14 protein-coding genes are annotated in these 16,587 nt (G+C 62.5%); 9 read left to right on the forward strand and 5 right to left on the reverse strand.

Annotated features, from left to right (window positions below):
- Positions 1 to 12 precede the first annotated feature (12 nt).
- Together CIT31_RS12455 and CIT31_RS12460 are read left to right on the forward strand one after the other, a co-directional pair.
- The gene (locus tag CIT31_RS12455) at positions 13 to 297 is read left to right on the forward strand and encodes an acylphosphatase (RefSeq protein ID WP_095518821.1); all 285 of its coding nucleotides are present in this window, start codon (positions 13 to 15) and stop codon (positions 295 to 297) included.
- Positions 298 to 494: 197 nt separating this feature from the next.
- Complete coding sequence (locus tag CIT31_RS12460; RefSeq protein WP_095518822.1) at positions 495 to 2,201, forward strand: HAD family hydrolase; 1,707 nt, start codon at positions 495 to 497, stop codon at positions 2,199 to 2,201.
- Between the two features lie 184 nt (positions 2,202 to 2,385).
- On the opposite strand, the gene CIT31_RS35070 is transcribed toward CIT31_RS12460, so the two are convergent.
- Complete coding sequence (locus CIT31_RS35070; protein WP_082982175.1) at positions 2,386 to 2,820, reverse strand: hypothetical protein; 435 nt, start codon at positions 2,818 to 2,820, stop codon at positions 2,386 to 2,388.
- Between the two features lie 299 nt (positions 2,821 to 3,119).
- Here CIT31_RS35070 and CIT31_RS12470 point away from each other — a divergent pair, with 299 nt between their 5' ends.
- Entirely contained in the window at positions 3,120 to 3,305 is a 186-nt protein-coding gene (locus tag CIT31_RS12470; RefSeq protein ID WP_036267210.1) for a hypothetical protein, read from the forward strand.
- A 101-nt stretch (positions 3,306 to 3,406) separates the two neighbouring features.
- Here the strand turns inward: CIT31_RS12470 and CIT31_RS12475 are convergent, their stop codons facing one another.
- Positions 3,407 to 4,339 carry a GntR family transcriptional regulator gene (locus CIT31_RS12475; protein WP_164759971.1) on the reverse strand — a complete coding sequence of 311 codons (933 nt, stop codon included), beginning with the start codon at positions 4,337 to 4,339 and terminating at the stop codon, positions 3,407 to 3,409.
- 134 nt (positions 4,340 to 4,473) lie between these two features.
- Between CIT31_RS12475 and CIT31_RS12480 the strand changes: the two genes are divergently transcribed.
- The 6 genes from CIT31_RS12480 (at position 4,474) to CIT31_RS34165 (ending at position 10,838) form a co-directional block, all read left to right on the forward strand.
- Complete coding sequence (locus CIT31_RS12480) at positions 4,474 to 5,673, forward strand: C45 family autoproteolytic acyltransferase/hydrolase (RefSeq protein WP_095518824.1); 1,200 nt, start codon at positions 4,474 to 4,476, stop codon at positions 5,671 to 5,673.
- Positions 5,655 to 6,596, forward strand: coding sequence for an ABC transporter permease (locus tag CIT31_RS12485; protein ID WP_095518825.1), 942 nt, complete (start codon positions 5,655 to 5,657; stop codon positions 6,594 to 6,596). The genes CIT31_RS12480 and CIT31_RS12485 overlap by 19 nt, the downstream gene beginning before the upstream one ends.
- The gene (locus CIT31_RS12490) at positions 6,593 to 7,420 is read left to right on the forward strand and encodes an ABC transporter permease (protein ID WP_095518826.1); all 828 of its coding nucleotides are present in this window, start codon (positions 6,593 to 6,595) and stop codon (positions 7,418 to 7,420) included. The genes CIT31_RS12485 and CIT31_RS12490 overlap by 4 nt, the downstream gene beginning before the upstream one ends.
- A gap of 41 nt (positions 7,421 to 7,461) precedes the next feature.
- On the forward strand, positions 7,462 to 9,093 hold the full coding sequence (locus CIT31_RS12495; protein WP_245316288.1) for an ABC transporter ATP-binding protein: 1,632 nt from the start codon (positions 7,462 to 7,464) through the stop codon (positions 9,091 to 9,093).
- A 25-nt stretch (positions 9,094 to 9,118) separates the two neighbouring features.
- The gene (locus CIT31_RS12500; RefSeq protein WP_095518828.1) at positions 9,119 to 9,856 is read left to right on the forward strand and encodes an MOSC domain-containing protein; all 738 of its coding nucleotides are present in this window, start codon (positions 9,119 to 9,121) and stop codon (positions 9,854 to 9,856) included.
- A gap of 562 nt (positions 9,857 to 10,418) precedes the next feature.
- On the forward strand, positions 10,419 to 10,838 hold the full coding sequence (locus CIT31_RS34165; RefSeq protein ID WP_165778422.1) for a hypothetical protein: 420 nt from the start codon (positions 10,419 to 10,421) through the stop codon (positions 10,836 to 10,838).
- A 163-nt stretch (positions 10,839 to 11,001) separates the two neighbouring features.
- On the opposite strand, the gene CIT31_RS35075 is transcribed toward CIT31_RS34165, so the two are convergent.
- The 3 genes from CIT31_RS35075 to CIT31_RS12525 form a co-directional block, all read right to left on the reverse strand.
- Entirely contained in the window at positions 11,002 to 13,161 is a 2,160-nt protein-coding gene (locus tag CIT31_RS35075) for a hypothetical protein (RefSeq protein WP_245316197.1), read from the reverse strand.
- 630 nt (positions 13,162 to 13,791) lie between these two features.
- Positions 13,792 to 15,360, reverse strand: a complete 1,569-nt coding sequence (locus CIT31_RS12520; protein ID WP_245316199.1) for an ABC transporter substrate-binding protein — start codon at positions 15,358 to 15,360, stop codon at positions 13,792 to 13,794.
- 49 nt (positions 15,361 to 15,409) lie between these two features.
- Complete coding sequence (locus CIT31_RS12525; RefSeq protein ID WP_095518831.1) at positions 15,410 to 16,255, reverse strand: hydrolase; 846 nt, start codon at positions 16,253 to 16,255, stop codon at positions 15,410 to 15,412.
- Between the last annotated feature and the right edge of the window lie 332 nt (positions 16,256 to 16,587).

Genomic DNA, 16,587 nt, shown 5'->3' on the forward strand with positions numbered 1-16,587 from the left:
ACGGAGGTGACTATGGAGGGCGAGCGCAGGGCGGTACGCGTCAGGCTGAGTGGAAGGGTGCAAGGCGTCTCTTTTCGCGTGTGGACACGGACCGAAGCCGAGAAGCTCGGTCTGTCCGGATGGGTTCGCAACGAGGATGACGGATCCGTAACGGCACTGATCGTCGGAGCCGAGGGCGCGGTTTCGACGATGATGAACCGGTTGTGGGAAGGGCCGACCGGGGCGTCGGTCTCCAGCGTGAAATCCCAAGACGTCGATCCCGGCCCCGAGCCGAACGGATTCAGGATTGTCGGCTAGCAAGCGGGTACCGGGTTTGGAAATGCTTAAGCAAAAGCCAGGCCTCAGCAACTCTTGCCTTCCGCCGCCGGGAACAATCGGCAGCCAGCGCCGTTTGAACCGATCAGCCAAGACAAAGTCACTGGAGCAGATGGCTTTCCGCTCAGTTCGGCGAGAAAGCTTCTCGGGTCAGCTTCGGACTACCGACGGACAGTTTAATGTATGCTCTTGCACTAGCCACTGACTACGACGGCACGCTCGCGGAAAACGGGATCGTTTCCGATGCCACCCGTGCCGCGCTCGGGCGGCTGAAGGAAACCGGCCGCAAGTTGATAATGGTCACCGGTCGCGAGCTTGCCGACCTCGAAAGCGTTTTCCCGGAGCTTGGCATTTTCGACAAGGTCGTCGCCGAAAATGGCGCGCTCGTCTACACGCCGGCTTCGAAGGAGGAGCGCATCCTGGCGCCTGCGCCTCCGGCGGAATTCGTCGACAAGCTGATGATCCGCAAGATCGCGCCTCTGTCGATAGGACGTTCCGTCGTCGCCACCAGGGAGCCCAACGAGACCATCGTGCTGGAAGTGATCAAGGACCTTGGCCTGGAGCTGGAGATCATCTTCAACAAGGGTGCCGTCATGGTGCTGCCGAGCGGGGTCAACAAGGCGACCGGTCTTGCGGCTGCCCTCGAGGATCTGGGATTGTCCGCCCACAATGTCGTCGGCATCGGCGATGCGGAGAACGACCATGCCTTTCTGCGCGCCGTCGGCTTCGGAGTTGCAGTCGCCAATGCACTGCCGAAGGTGAGGGAGACGGCGGGCCACGTGACGAATGGTGCCCGCGGCGCGGGCGTGAGGGAGTTGATCGAGGGCCTCATCTCGCATGACGCCGCCTTGCTGGACACGGCGCGGCAACGCATTGAGATTGGCGCGGACGACGGGTCGGGCGCGGTGATGCACCTTTCACCGCGCGGCGGCGGCGTGCTGCTGGCCGGCACGTCGGGGATCGGGAAATCCACCCTCGCCACCGCCCTGACCGAACGCTTCGTCGAGCAAGGCTTCCAGTTTTGCGTGCTCGACCCGGAGGGCGACTACGAGGAACTGGAGGACGTGCTGGTGGTTGGCGACGCCAAAAGCCCGCCGAGCTCGCGCGAAATCTTCGACCTCTTATCCAAACCGTCCAACAATGTCGCCGTCAACATGCTCGGGATCAAGACCGCGGAGCGGCCAAACGCCTTCGCCAAGCTGCTGCCGGAGCTTGCCGCGCTTCGCGCCCGCACCGGACGCCCGCACTGGCTGATCATCGACGAGGCACACCACCTGTTGCCGCATGCGCGGGATGGCACATCCTTTGCGCTTCCAAAAAGCCTTTCGGCGACCATTCTGGTCACAGTTCATCCCGATCTGGTTTCGCGGGACGTGCTGGCAGGTGTTGACACGGTGCTGGCTCTTGGCCCGGAAGCCGACAAGGTCGTCGAAAGCTTCTGTGCCGCAATAGGCGAAGACGTGCCGCAGGGCGTCGTGCCGCCACCGGAAAACAAGGTCTTGTATTGGAACCGGTCGACAGGCGATCCCGCAAGACCGATCTCGATCGAGCGTCCCCGGCAGGAACGCAAGCGCCATATCCGCAAGTATGCCGAGGGTGATCTTGGCGACAATAGTTTCTATTTCCGCGGCGCGGACGGCAAGCTCAACCTGAAAGCGCAAAATCTCATGATGTTCCTCCATATCGCCGAGGGGATCGACGACCGCACCTGGGAGCATCACTTGCGCGCGGGCGACTATTCGGCCTGGTTCCGCGATCAGGTCAAGGACCAGGGACTTGCGGAGGAAGCGGCTGTCATCGAGGATGACGAGAGTCTCGATCCGCATAGAAGCCGCGCCGCCATCGCGGAAGCGGTCCATCGCCGCTACACGGCGCCCGCCGACTGAAATCAGCCCATGCCTGTGGTATCGAGGCGCATTGTATCGCCCTTCGCCGATGGCGGATCGCCGCCGAACGGCATATCCGCACATCAACGACCACTGATGCGAGGCGTGAAAATCGTTTCGCCGCCTCCATCACCCGAACATGCCGGCCCCTAGTGTGAATGCCGGCAGCATGAATGCCCTAGCGTCAATGCATGAATGTTCCTCGCAGCCAGGCGAAGAAACCGAACCTCTCGGACATTGCCGCACGGACGCGAGAGGCAGCCCATCGCGCTCGTATCGTGGCGCCGACATGGCAGTGGCAGACAATTTCGTGCAACTGCCAGTCAGTCAGTTCGAAGAAGCGCCTGGCTTCACCGTAGGTGTCGTCTCTCAAGCCTTGCGCACGAAAGATCGGGTCCTCGAAGGCAACCGTGAGAGGCGAGTCGTTGTAACGCATTTTTTCGCGTATCTCAGGGGACTTATATTCGGTGCCCGTCAGCGCTTCGAGACGCCGATCGGGATTTTTCTCCAGCAGTTTCGCCCAACGTTCGAGACGCTGGCTTCGGGTCGCTACGAGGTCTGTTGCTTCAGCGTGAACGTCGGCAACGGTATGCAGTTGGTCAAGTGTCTGGTGCTTCACGGCCGCCTCCTATTCAGCAGGTGAGTTCGTCCCACCCTGAAATGGAAATTATGGCGCTCCACGACGCCGACAAGGCCCTTATGCGCCGACCATTCGATCACTTTTCTGACGGCGCCGTCCTGCGTGAGCGCTCGATGCCTGCGGGGTCATCGGAGGCTCCCATCGGAACCATAGGCAAGCGTGGTCGTTCTGCGTGCATCGGCCCGTAGAGCGAAACCGTCGAAACGGGTGGCGTCAAAATCCGGCCGACGTCGGCGACCAGCCAAGGCAGAGTGCAGCGAGCGGAAGGAAATCACACCATGGCCATTCTTCCCACTCCCGAACCAACGCCCACTCCGGCGCCCACGCCACCGCCGTTTCCTGAACCGAAGCCTGTACGTGAGCCGGATCCGGACAGACTTCCCGACGAAGCTCCCGTCCCCAATCCGGATGAAAATGATGCGCCGCTGAAAATCGGTCCTAAAGCATCCAATCCCGACATTTGACGGAGCGGATTGGCGTCAAGCGATCGGGGAGACGCTCGTTCCAAATCGCTCAGTGCCCGATGTCGAGTGGCCAGCATGCGCGATGCCGTCGCCGGCAGGCATCAGATCGAACGCTGTGGCGAAGCGAACTCGGAGGCCTGCCGTAGATGCTGGCGCAGCAGCGCCTCGGCCCATTCGATCTCGCCCGCTTCGACGGCATCGAGAATGGCCAGATGTTCCCGGCAGGACTGCTCGATGCGTTCCGCCGGCAATTCCTCGAAACCCGCTGATTCCTGCAACCGGCGCAAATTGTTCTGCTGGCGCACCGCATCGGCCAGGAACCGGTTGCCGGAGCAGGCCGCGAGTCCTTCGTGAAAGGATGCATTGATCCGGAACCATTCGTCGCCGCCGATCAGTGTCTTGCCCGTCGACACGATCGCCAGAATGCGCTCGTGAGCGCGCCGGACAGGCGCCAGCTGCTGAGGACCCGCATTGAACATGGGCGACCGCAGCGCCGCGCATTCGACGGCCATCCGGAATTCATAGCTTTCCCGGTAGGCGTCCTCGCCGACAAGTGTGTCGGCGAAACGCCAGCCATGCCCCGGCAGGCGCTGCACCAGCCCTTCGGCGGCAAAGCGGAGCAGGAGCTTGCGCACGACGCCGCGCGACACCTGATAGCGCGGCATCAATTCCGCCTCGGACACCTCCTGGGGCAGTTGGCCAAGCGCGCGCTCCCGCATCATCCTGCGGTAAAGCTCCTCGAGCGGAGAGCTGGGTAGGATATCCTCCGGGTCGAGGTCGGCGACATCGCGCGCCAATTGCAGCCCCCTCGTCTCGAAGGGACTTAAGATGCCCTGGGCGACCAGCAGTTCCAGCGCCGCGCTGACGGGGGAACGCGAAACGCCGAACGTGCGGGCAAGGTCCGGCACCGAGACGCGGGTTCCGACCGTCCAGCCTGAATCCCTGATCCGCTCCAGGATCCGCCGCGCCAGATCGATCTGCAGCGGACTGGCCGCCTCGCTGCGTGCCGGCCGGTCGATCATCGTTTCGTTCATAGGCACTTCCTCAAGCTTTCGCATTATAGATATGCGCCACGCAGTTCGAACTGACAATCTAGCGAATTTTCCTGCTTTTCATTCAATCAAAATGCATAGTATCCGGACTCACACCAGTTTGAGGCTTCCGCTTGATGACAACAGTCGCACCGTTTCCGCTTGTCGAGATCGATGGAGCGCCGAGAGCGCGCGGCATGGCCTATGGCGAACAGGCGCGCGGGCGCATCGGCGCTTCGGTGGCGCTCTATGCCGCTCAGCTCGACCGTTTCGGCTTCAGGCCGGACGATGTCGGGCGGTTCTCCGGCATCTTCCTGCCCCGCTTGCGGCAATGGGCGCCCGATCTAGTCGAGGAAATGGAAGGAATTGCGTCAGGCGCGAATGTCGACCTGTCCTCGATCGTCCTGGTCAATGCGCGTACCGAAATCCTGCAGCTCGCCCGGCGCGAGAAAGGCATTTCCGACGACGAGCCCGACGGCTGCACGGGCGCGGCGATCCTGCCGGAGGCAACCCGGAACGGCAGGCTCATCCATGGCCAGAACTGGGACTGGAAGGCAGAATGCGCCGAGACCTCGGTGGTGTTGCGCATCCGGCGAACGGACGGGCCGGACCTCCTCACCTTCACCGAAGCCGGCGGACTGGCGCGCAGCGGCTTCAACTCGGCCGGTATCGGCATCACCGCGAACTATCTCGAATCGGACCGCGACTATCGCGGGATCGGAATTCCGCTTCCCTTCATCCGGCGCCGGGCTCTTGAAGCGCAGCATTTCGCCCATGCCATCAAGGTGGTGGCGACGACGCCGAAATCCGGTTCCAACAACATGATCCTGAGCACCGCCGAAGGGTTCACGGCCAATTTCGAATGCGCCCCGGACGAGGTCTTCACCATCTATCCGGACAACGACATGATCGTCCACGCCAATCACTGGCAGAGCCCGGTGGCGTTGTCTAAGCTGCGCGAAACCGGACTTCGCGACGTGCCGGACAGTCTCTATCGCGACCACCGCGTGCGCCGGCACCTGTCGGCGCGGCATGGAGACATAACCATCGACGACCTGAAGGAAGCGCTGTTCGACAACTTCGCTTCGCCGTTCAGCGTGTGTCGCCCGCAGATCAGGAAGGAAGGCGGCAATCTCTCGGCGACGGTGGCGATGATCGTCTTCGAACCAGCCGCCGGCATCATGGAGATCGCGCCGTTGCCGGCCAAGAACGGTGAATTCACCCGCTACGAACTCACCATCGAAGACGAGATCCTCGAGCGGGCGGAGAAGGCAGTGCCCGCACGGGAGAGACCTTCGATATCAGCACAGGAGAAACGATGGTCCGCTTTGTCCTGACCCGCCTCGCCAGCGCCGTACCGACACTCATCCTGGTCTCGGTCGCGGTCTTCGTGATGATGCGCTTCATTCCGGGCGATCCTGCGACGCTGATGCTGGGCGAGCTCGCGCAGCCCGGACAGGTCGATGCGATGCGGCATCAGATGGGGCTCGACCAGCCGGTGGTGGTGCAATATCTGATCTGGGCCGGCAACGTCCTTTCAGGCGATTTCGGACGCTCGATCGGCAGCGGGCAAGAGGTGCTACCGCTCATCATCGATCGTTTCGCCGTCTCCTCGACCATCGTCTTTCTCGCCGTAATTGTCGCCTCGGCGATCGCCGTGCCTGCCGGAATGCTGGCTGCTTGGAAGCAGGACAGTCTCCGCGACGTCACGGTCGTCGCCACCTCGACCATCCTGCTCTCGATCCCCAGTTTCTGGCTGGGGTTGATGCTGATGCTGATCTTCGGCCTCTATCTCGGCTGGCTGCCGGTCGTCGGCTACGTACCCTTCAGCCGCGACTTCGCGCAAGCCGCTCTGTATGTGATCCTGCCCGTGGTCACCTTGGTGCTCGTCGAGTCCGGCCCGATTGCGCGCATGGCCAGGGCCAGCACGATCGAGGTGGCGCGCCTGGAATACATCACCCATGCGCGGGCAAAGGGGCTTTCGGAAAGCGCGGTGACGTGGCGCCACGCTTTCAAGAATGCCTTCGCGCCCACCTTGACCCTGATTGGCTTGGTGCTCGGCAGCCTGCTTTCCAGCATCGTCGTCATCGAGACCGTCTTTACCATTCCCGGCCTCGGCCGGCTGCTGGTCGACGCGATCTATGCCCGCGACTATCCCGTGATTCAGGGATCGATGCTGTTCGTCGCCTTCATCTATGTCGCGGTCAATCTTCTCGTCGACCTGATTTACCCGCTGCTCGATCCGAGGGTTACCGCATGATCGCCCGTGCGCTCGGCCGGCCCGGTCTGAAATTCAACGCGATCTTCGGGATCGCCGTCACCGGGGCATTGATCCTTTTGGCCGTGTTCGGTCCGTGGATCGCGCCCTTCGATCCGCTCAAGCTCGATCTGCCGTCGCGCCTCAGCGGGCCCTCGCCTGTGCACCTGCTCGGCGCCGACGAATTCGGCCGCGACGTGCTCAGCCGCCTCGCCAGCGGCGCGCGGACCAGCGCCTGGATCGCTTTTGCGACGGTCGCCTTCGCATTAATCACCGGCACCCTCTTCGGCGTTCTCGCCGGTTTCCTGCGGGGCTGGGTCGATCGCGCCATCATGATGGTCAACGACGCCTTCCTCGCCTTCCCTGGCCTGCTTCTGGCGCTCGGCCTGATGGCGGTGATCGGCGCCAGCCGCGAGGGCATCATCGTTGCGCTCGGCCTTGCCTACATGCCGATCGTGGTGCGCGTGGTGCGGGCCTCCGTGATGTCCATTCGCGAGCGGGAATATGTCGAGGCCTCGCGCGTGATGGGCAATAGCGAGATCATCACCATGGCGCGGCATGTGCTGCCCAATTGCGTTGCCCCGATCATCGTGCTCGCCACCACCATGTTCGGCTGGATCATCCTGTCGGAAAGCGCGCTGAGCTTTCTGGGCCTGGGCGTCCCGCCTCCGGCGCCCAGCTGGGGCAACATGCTATCGACGGCGCGACCCTATATCGGCCAGGCGCCGCATCTGATTATCCTTCCGGGTCTCTGCATCTCGATCACGCTGCTCGGCATCAACATGCTGGGCGACGCGGTGCGCGACTGGCTCGACCCGAATATATAGGTGCTGGAAACATGCTCGTGCCGGCCGGGGACAACAACACGATGCTTTCAGTGCGCAACCTGTCGATCTCGGTGGGACCATCGGGAAAGCGGATCGTCGACGAGCTGAATTTCGATCTCGCCTCTGGCGACATGCTGGCGCTGGTCGGTGAATCCGGTTCGGGCAAGACGATGGCGGCCCGCTCGATCCTGAGCTTGCTCCCTGCCCCGCTGGTCACGACCGCTGACAGCAGCATCCGCTTCGAAGGACGGGAGCTCACCGGCCTTGCCGCAAAGGCACTGCGCCGGATACGCGGTGCACAGATCGGCATGGTTTTCCAGGAGCCGATGGTCTCGCTCAATCCCGCCGTCACCATCGGCGAGCAGATGGCGGAAGGGCTTCGCTTGCATCGCGACATGTCGCGCGCCGAGATCAAGGACCGCTCGCTGGCGATGCTGGAGAGGATCCAGATCAAGGATCCCGGCAAATGCTTTGCGGCCTATCCGCACGAATTCTCGGGCGGCATGCGCCAACGCATCATGCTGGCATCGGTCATGCTGCTCAAGCCGCGCCTGCTGATCGCCGACGAGCCGACCACGGCGCTCGACACGCTGGTGCAGCGCGACGTGCTCGACCTCATGGTCGAGCTGACGCGGGAGAATGGAACCGCCGTCCTGCTGATCAGCCACGACCTCGGCATGGTGTCGCACTATGTGAACAACGTGACGGTGATGTGCGAAGGCAAGGCGGTCGAACAGGGAAGCAGCACCCAGGTCCTTCACGCGCCGCAGCACAACTATACCAGGCGGTTGGTGGATGCGCTTCCCAAGCGCAGCGCCGGCGGATCGAGAAGAGCCGTCAACGGCCCGCCCCTGGTCGAGATCAGCAATGTCGTCATCGACTATCCGGGCCGTCCCAGGCTATTTGCGCGCGCGCAGCCGAAGCGCGCCGTAGACCGCGTCGACCTTACCATCCGGCGTGGCGAAACCCTGGCGTTGGTCGGCGCGTCGGGCTCCGGCAAGACGACGCTTGGGCGCGCCATTGTCGGCCTCGTGAGGCCGTCCAGCGGAACGATCTCGTTTCTTGGCAAGGCGATTGCAAGTGGACGATCGGCTGACACGCGATTGCAGCGTCGCGACATGCAGATCGTCTTCCAGGACCCCTATTCCTCGCTGGACCCTCGCCAGTCCATTGCGGAAATCGTCACCGAGCCGTTGAAGCTCGACGCCGAATTGGATCGCAAGCGGCGGACCGCGCGCATGAATGAGGTCATCGAGGAAGTGGGACTGACGCACGACCTTCTCGAGCGTTTCCCGCATCAGCTGTCAGGCGGGCAACGCCAGCGCGTCGCGATCGCGCGGGCGATCGTCAGGCGACCGGCCTTCGTCGTTGCCGACGAGCCGGTTTCGGCGCTGGACATGACGGTGCAGAAACAGATCCTGCTCCTGATCCGGTCGTTGCAGGAACGCTATGGTTTCGCCTGTCTGTTCGTCTCGCATGATCTGGGTGCGGTGGAGCAGGTTGCCGATAGGGTCGCCGTTATGCAGGAGGGAAGGATCGTCGAGATCGGCGACCGCGACGACGTCTTCGACCGGCCGCGCCACGCCTATACGCGCGCCCTTCTCGATGCGGCGATGCTGATCGATCGCTGTTTCGCCGACGGCGAGGGCGCACGCAAGGCAGTGGCGCAATGACAGCGACACGGCTCGTCTCCGCATCATGACGCCGTTCGGCCATATCAAGGAAATCTGGCGATATCCCGTCAGTTCGATGGGCGGCGAAGGGCTGGACGGGACGGAGCTTGCGGAAGGCGGGATTCCGGGCGACCGGATCTGGGGCGTCGTCGACCGGCGCGACGGAATTGTTGCCGCGCCGGAGAAGCTAAAACATTGGCGGCCGCTGCCGAACCTTCTTGCAAGGCTGCGGGGCGACAGGCCGGAAATCGGACTGGACGATGGCTCCTGGATCGATGCCGGCTCCAGCCTGGCGGGCGAGCTGGTTTCGGCCTTACTTGATTTCCCGGCGGCGCTGCACCCACATGTCCCCTTTGGTTCGCAAGCCCACGATCATATCGCGCCGCGCTATCAGCGCGCCGACATCCACATCGTCACGTCAGCCTCGATGAACAGGCTTGCCGGTCTGGTTCCGGATTCGTCGCAAGTGGATTCCAGGCGGTTCCGGCCCAATATCGTGATCGAAACCGACGCTTCGCAGGACGATTTCGTCGAGCAGCAGATCATTGGGAAAGTGCTTTCCATCGGCGAGGCGCGGATCGTGATTTCGGAGCCTTGTGCGCGCTGCACGTTCACGGCGTTGGCGCAAGGCGATCTTGCCTTCGAACCGGCAGTGCTGCAAACCATAGCACGCCATGGTAAAGGCGGCTTCGGCGCGCTCTGCCAGATCGTGCAGCCGGGCAAGATCAGGCTGGGCGACAGGGTCACCTTGAACGAAGCCTGACCATTCTTCCAGCTTTCGATGCCGGACGGCGGCACGTTGCGGCGGCTGATGGGTGAGATGGGCCGTAAGTTCGATGGCGGCTATGCGGAGTATACGTTGTTGCCGAACTCGCTGCTGATGCCGGCCACTATGCACTCGTCCTTGATACACCGAATTCATCCCCTAGTTTACCTCCGTGGGCGCCTTAGTCGCGAGTTTGCCTGGGGGCGGCGGCGGTTGCGCCGTCCTGACCGCATGCCGCGGAAAGACGGTTGGACCGACGCACTTTATGGAGGTGGTCGTGCGTCAATCCCCTGAATCCAGCTGGGCATATTTCGCATTCGTTTGCTCGATCGCGGTAGCTTGCGCAGGAGCTGCAGAAGGCGGCCAGCGCGGCGGAGGCAATAGCGCTGGCGACCATGGTGGCGGAGGCAATAGCGCCGGCAGCCACGGTGGCGGAGGCAATAGCGCTGACAGCCATGGCGGAGGCAAAAGCGCTGGCAGCCATCACGGTGAAGGCCGAAAAGGCGGCCCGCACAAAGGACTTGGCGGCAAGCCCAGCGGCTCCAGCAGTAGTTCACCGGTGGACGACGATGGAACCAGCACCGCTGCAACGGCGGCAGTGGCGGCAACTACGACCGCCACTGCCGTCAGTGTCGTCCCGTCCGTAGAGGCCGGACGGTCGGTCGGCCTTCCGGCCAGCCTCCAGCCCCCCAGTGACGTCAACAGTCCATCAACGGTCAGTCCGATCAAAGCGCTGCCGGGCGTCCCGGATGAAGTCGTTCGCGCCTGCCATGACGAAATCGAGTCGGCCGCCGCCCCGTTTGGCGCGACCAGCGTGCGCGTCAGCAGCGCAGGTTCCATACATCAGTTGAGCCCGGATACGATCTCGGCTCCCATTGAGGTCAGCATCGACTATGTACGGCAGGGCAAGGTGGAGACGCGGCAGGCGCCGATCAAATGCGAATTGAACGCGACTGGCGGCGTGATCGGGCTGACATAGCGCATCGCGCAGACTCCTCGCCGACGAGAGCAGAATTCGAACAGGTGATTTCTTCCTGGCATAGCTCCCTGTTTTGCCTGAAGTGGCCGCGGCGTCGTGAGCGGGTGCGAGGCAATGCCTTCCGAAGGCCTTCGATAGGAGGACCGCGCAGTCGTTTTTGGAATCACTCCAATGTCGCGTGTCTTGGCCTGAGGGAATAGGGAAGCGTGAGAGAACGCACCCGGGTAATCCGCGACGGGTTGCGAACCTTGCTACGTGCAGTCTTCTGGCTGACAGCCTTCACCGGGCCGGTAGCGGCTGCTGCGCGGCCGGAGCGCGGCTTCAGCGGCCGCTCAACCTGCGCGCTGCGACGCTCAGCCCTGAGCCTGTCATTGTCCGCGCGCGCCGCAGCCAAGTCGCGGGCAAGTGAAACATTGGCTTCACGTTGCTTGTCCAGAGCCTCCTTCAGCCTGGTGACCCGTACCAAAAGTGCTCGGGCGGCGGCGCGTTCGAGGCGAGCCTTATCGAGATCCTCATGGGTCGAGACTGCTGCAGCGCGTTCTCGTGCCAGCGCTTGCGCCGTCTCGGTTGCAGTCTGCTCGGCACGCTCTCTCGCTGAGACTGCTCTGGCTCGTTCCTGTTCAGCCGCGACGCGCTCGAGGCGAGCTTTTTGCAGCTCGTCACGCGTCGACGCTGCTGCAGCACGTTCTCGTGCGAGAGCCTGTGCCGTCTCGTTTGCAGTCTGCTCGGCCCGCTCTCTCGCTGACACCGCTCTGGCTCGTTCCTGTTCAGACGCGTGGCGCTCGAGGCGAGCTTTTTTTAGCTCCTCACGAATCGACGCTGCTGCAGCGCGTTCTCGAGCCAGCGCGCCCTCCGTCTCGGGTGCGGTCTGCTCCACTTCTTCTCTCGCTGTGACTGCACCGGTCCGTTCCTGCTCAGCCACGTCCGCGCGCTCCATGAGTGCGGCATTGGACAGTTTCACTTCGGCGAGGTCGCCACGAACGTTCTCTGACTTCCGGCGTTCGTCGTCGAGCATTCCGCTCGCTTGCGCCAGCGAAGCCTTGGCCTTGGCGCGATCTTCGGCGGCCTCGGCCTCAAGCTGTTCAATTTTCGCCCGCGCTCGCGACCGATCGCGCGCCCGCAATTCGGCTCGCTGACGCTCCAGATGAGCAGCGGGCATCTCCGCAAAGACATAATTGGTGGCCTCGCTCAGCATTGTGCGGGCATCTCCCGCTATGCGCCGCAATGCGTCAAGTGTGCGGGCTGCCGCGAGCTCGTTGCGCAATCGCTCCTCGCGTGCGTTGTCGGAGGCTGCCATGCTTGCCCTCAGCGCATCGATCTGCTTGCGCGACTCGAGGAGTGCTCCCTGCAGAGCAGCGCTCCTTGCGCGTTCGCCTTCCGCCACCCGGTGCTCCTGGCCGCCCAATTCCCCTGCGGCGGCTGCCTGACCACCGGCTGCCCCGACTTGCGCCCGGGCAGCCGCGAGATCCGGGCTGAGCAAGTCGACACTCGTGCCTTGGGCCCGCGAAATGGCGGGGGCGCTTTCGACCCAGTTTTGTCTCGTCATCGCATAGCTAAGCGGCACGGCCAGACAGATTGCGGCGACGCCCAAGCGGGGCACAAGACCGATCGGCTTGCGAACGCGAGGAGGGGAGGTCGTTACGATGGTCGGCTCGGGATCCAGGCTGAACCCTCCCCTTCGAGCTGTGACATTCAAGCCGCGATGCGCCGGATTGGCCAACTGAGCAACTTTGCGCGGGGAAGCCTTATGACCCAATTGGTCCCATGCTGACCCGCAAATTCGCTCCCCACGTTCCGCGGGGGCGAGTTGTCTCGGCATACGGCTCAGAGCCCTCAATACTGGACTACTTAAGGCGGCAAGATTAGCCGCCACCTGCCTACGAACATCGCCAGCGATTTCTCTGACCGATGTCGCAAGGCGGCCGGATTGCGGTATGTTCGTCGCGGAAGCGTTGGTCTGGGCCGCAGACGAGCTCTCGCAAGGTTCGGAGCTCACGTCGAAATACTCGATTCGCACCCCGAACCGAAGGTAATTGGCATCCTGACGCCGAACGTCCAGGTCTGCGGTGTCTGAGGGCGCGGCCACCTGAGAAGAAGAAGCAGGCTCGGTTGCAAGATCGACCGGGCTTTCCCAATCCCAAGATGCCACCTCGGGGGGATCAGATCCGCCTTCGCTCACATCTGATTTGAGGCGATGCCGTTGCACCGCGATAAGGATACGCCGGAGCACAAGATAGAGGCCCACCGAGGCAAGTGTTGCTGTCCCGCCCAGGATGGCGAGATCTGCGTCGTTTGCGTAAATTTCGGCAAGAGGATTTGGCATTGCCGTGCCTGTGCGTTCTTGGGTGTATTCTCAAGTTCGAAGCGTGTGTTTGGTCCTCGCCTTGTGCTGGCTAAAGCCTTCGATCGCTTTCGAAGCTGTCACTTGCTTCGAGATCCCTCCAGTGCTCGGAGCGCCGGTCGCGCGCTGATAGACAGGCCGGCGCAGCTGACTTTCATTTGAATCGAAACTTGAAGATGCCGTGGCCGCCGATTATCGGTCGCCAAGGGCGCCCAGGCTCTGAAAGCCGACTTGCAACTCTGCATCTCAACGTCCCGAGAGTTCTCTCACGGTGCGCACCATTCCGCCATTTCCGGCTCTGGACGGTCCGCCTGACTTTAAAGCTAGGTCACAAAGCTAGGTCACAGACCTCCACGGTCAACCGTCACTCTCATACTAAACGTCAGAAGCACTTCGGCCACGCACAACGGCCATCGCTGCTCGGACCGCTGTCGAACGACCCCTCCTGGCGCACACGCGCCGTCGGAGAGCTGGTGAGTTTAGGATCCTTCCCACCCTGAGCGGGTTTACGGCCCCGGAACCAAGAGTCAGGTTTTCACACCGGGTACCTCAAACGAAAGACCGGAGGACAACACGCCTCCGATCTTTCGAGCAACAGACAATCGCCAGCTCCTATTCGCTTTTCCAGACGCCCCATACGTGAGGGTTTGCCGCCGGCCATACCGAATAGCCCTTCACCTTCGATGACACCGCGTCGACCGATGGCTCGTAATAGAGGCCAAGGATCGGCACATCCTTTGCCATGAGGGCATGGAGCTGCTTGAACAGCGCCTTGCGTTGCGCTGGGTCGGTCGTCGCCATCGACCTCGTGTAGAGGTCGAGAGCCTCCTTGCTGTCCCACTGCGCCGTCGGGTCGGTCGCCTTGTCGCCGAGGATGACGCCATACATCAGCGACGGATCGAGACGAGCCGAGTAGCCGAAGGACTGGATCTGGAATTTGCCGGCAAGGTAATTGTCGAGCTGTGCCGCCCAATCCAGCACTTCGAGCTGGGCGTTGAAGCCCGCGGCCGTCAGCATCGCCTGCAGCAGCACCGCGTTCTCATACATCCCCTGGTAGCGGGTGTTGGTCTGGATCTTGATCGGCTGGCCCTTGTAGCCGGCCTCGTCCAGCAGTGCCTTAGCCTTGACCGGGTCGTATTCCGGCCATTTAAGGAATTCGTCGTCGAAGAACGAGCTCGCCTGGGCGACGGCCGAGGGATCTCCGGTGGCGACACCGTTGGTGCGGGCGGCGGCGATCTGGTTGATGTCGGCGGCATGCGCCAGCGCCGTGCGTATCTTGGCATTCGACAGCAGCGGGTCCTTGGTTTGCAGCAGGATCGCTGTCCATGACAGGCCTTGCGTCGACAGCACCGTCATGCCCCGCGACTTGGCTTCCTCGACACGCGATGATTCAAGATCGGGAAGCACGTCGAGCTCGCCGGCAAACAGCGCGGTCTCCGCCGCCGCCGTGTCGGGGATGACGATGAAGCGCACCTCGTCGACATAGGCCTCACGGCTGCCGGCAAAGCCACTTGGCGCCTCCTTCACCGGCTTGTAGTCGGGAAAACGGTCGAGCGCCAAATACTGGCCCTTGACCCATTCCTTCAGCGTGAACGGGCCGCTGCCGATGGCGGAATCGGCGATCCATTTGCCGTCAGCGCCGACATTCTTCGGGCTGGCGACCCAGCCATTGCACTGGACACTGGCGAGCTGCGCCAAAAAGAGCGCATTCGGCGCGTTGAGCGTGAAGACGACGGTGCGTGGACCGGGCGTCTCCACTTGCTCGACCTTAAGGCCCTGGCTGCCATCGAAGAACGGAATGCAGAACCACTGGTTGGCTGGGTCCATGCGGCGATTCCAGTTCCATCTGACGTCGGATGAGGTCACGGCGTCGCCATTGTGGAAAGCCGCGCCGTCGCGCAGCGTAAAGGCATAGGTCTTGCCGTCGTCCGACACTTTCCAGGATTCGGCCAGTGCCGGCCCTACTGTGAGATCGGCGCGATATGCCACCAGCGTCTCAAAGATATGGTGCAGCACCGTGTCGGTATTCGCGTCTCGGCTGAGACCGTCGGTGGCGCGGATGTCGGCGTTGACGCGAACCTTGAGCGTGCCGCCGGTTTTCGGCTGCTCCTGCGCCGTCGCCGGCAATGCACACGCCATCACGGCGATTGCCGCCAGCACCTGGATCAATCGTCTTCCCATTCTCAATTCTGTTCCCATTTTTTATCTCCAGTTTGTTGACTACAGTTTTTCAGGCAGGCGCGGCATTCAATGTCCGCGCAAAGAACTCCTTGACCTTGGCGATGAGCTCGCGGTCGTTGTGAGCGATGCCAGGCACGACATCCAACTGCACCTCGACGCCGTGGCTCTCCAGGCTGCCCTTCAACGATCTGATCCGGTCGTTGCGGGTCGCGCCGGCGAGATCGGCGCCGGGCATCCACCAGTCATCCTCCGGCTTGATGGTGATCTCCCAGGTTTGGAGATCGTCACCACCGATCACCATCTGCACGGCGACCTTGCGCATGGCGTCGAGGTCGACGTTCTTGCCGAACACTCTCTCGAAGTCGCGCACCCCGACCCAGAAATCGTGATCGAAGTCAAGCAGCGTCACGACGCCCGGCGCACCGATCGATGCGGCCAGCAGACGTTCGGGATGGAGGAACAGGAAACGATGGGTGAAATGGCCGCCCCCAGAGAAGCCGTACATCAGCACACGGTCGCCGCGGATGCGATAACGCTCGCGCATCTCCTCGACCATGTCGAGCAGCACGGCATCGTAGTGGAGGTCGCCCTGGCGCAGCATCTTGTAAGAGGAAAGATCGCCCGGAAAACAGATATTCGCCGGGAAGACCGGGGCGAGCACGATTACGCCGTTCTGTTCGGCGAAGTCGGCAAAGGCGTCCCGGTAGGTGAGCATGCCGCGTTCGGTGCCATGCACGATCACCGCCAGCGGATAGGTCTTGCCGCCGTCTTCGTCATAGTCCTCGGGCACATAGGCACAATAGGGGAAGCGCTGGTCGAAGCGGGAGGCGTACACCGAGGTGTGCCCGAAATCGTAATAGGACAGGCGCTTGCCATGTCCGCTGACGTTGCGCATCGAATTTCCCTAATCTCAATCTCACTGTTTCATCATTTTGTGTGACTGAAAAGCATTTGTTTATCCCTAATGTCAGGAAAGTACGTATTTTACGTCGCATAACGCCGAAGCTTCCGGGGCAGGCATGAGCAGGTGTCCGGCCGTCGCGCGTCAGTTCGGGTTTCCGGAAACTCGCCGTGCTGCAAAAGGCGCATCGCGCCTCGTTTACGTCGCGCACGATCGCGGTGCGTGCGCGTGGCCCATCTGGGCTTCGATCGCGGCGAGGATCGCATCGGCGCCGTCGGCTCAAGGTCGGCCAAGCGTCATGACAAACGACATCGTGAAGTTGTGCA

The sequence above is a fragment of the Mesorhizobium wenxiniae genome, from assembly GCF_002284535.1.
Classification (GTDB): domain Bacteria; phylum Pseudomonadota; class Alphaproteobacteria; order Rhizobiales; family Rhizobiaceae; genus Mesorhizobium; species Mesorhizobium wenxiniae.

What these genes read in the sequence shown, in the direction of transcription:
- CIT31_RS12490 (WP_095518826.1), top strand. Translation starts at nt 6,593, where the DNA reads ATGATCGCCCGTGCGCTCGGCCGGCCCGGTCTGAAATTCAACGCGATC.
- CIT31_RS12495 (WP_245316288.1), top strand. Translation starts at nt 7,462, where the DNA reads ATGCTTTCAGTGCGCAACCTGTCGATCTCGGTGGGACCATCGGGAAAG.
- CIT31_RS12475 (WP_164759971.1), bottom strand. Translation starts at nt 4,339, where the DNA reads ATGAACGAAACGATGATCGACCGGCCGGCACGCAGCGAGGCGGCCAGT.
- CIT31_RS12470 (WP_036267210.1), top strand. Translation starts at nt 3,120, where the DNA reads ATGGCCATTCTTCCCACTCCCGAACCAACGCCCACTCCGGCGCCCACG.
- CIT31_RS12480 (WP_095518824.1), top strand. Translation starts at nt 4,474, where the DNA reads ATGACAACAGTCGCACCGTTTCCGCTTGTCGAGATCGATGGAGCGCCG.
- CIT31_RS12485 (WP_095518825.1), top strand. Translation starts at nt 5,655, where the DNA reads ATGGTCCGCTTTGTCCTGACCCGCCTCGCCAGCGCCGTACCGACACTC.
- CIT31_RS12520 (WP_245316199.1), bottom strand. Translation starts at nt 15,360, where the DNA reads ATGGGAAGACGATTGATCCAGGTGCTGGCGGCAATCGCCGTGATGGCG.
- CIT31_RS12500 (WP_095518828.1), top strand. Translation starts at nt 9,119, where the DNA reads ATGACGCCGTTCGGCCATATCAAGGAAATCTGGCGATATCCCGTCAGT.
- CIT31_RS12455 (WP_095518821.1), top strand. Translation starts at nt 13, where the DNA reads ATGGAGGGCGAGCGCAGGGCGGTACGCGTCAGGCTGAGTGGAAGGGTG.
- CIT31_RS12460 (WP_095518822.1), top strand. Translation starts at nt 495, where the DNA reads ATGTATGCTCTTGCACTAGCCACTGACTACGACGGCACGCTCGCGGAA.
- CIT31_RS12525 (WP_095518831.1), bottom strand. Translation starts at nt 16,255, where the DNA reads ATGCGCAACGTCAGCGGACATGGCAAGCGCCTGTCCTATTACGATTTC.
- CIT31_RS35075 (WP_245316197.1), bottom strand. Translation starts at nt 13,161, where the DNA reads ATGCCAAATCCTCTTGCCGAAATTTACGCAAACGACGCAGATCTCGCC.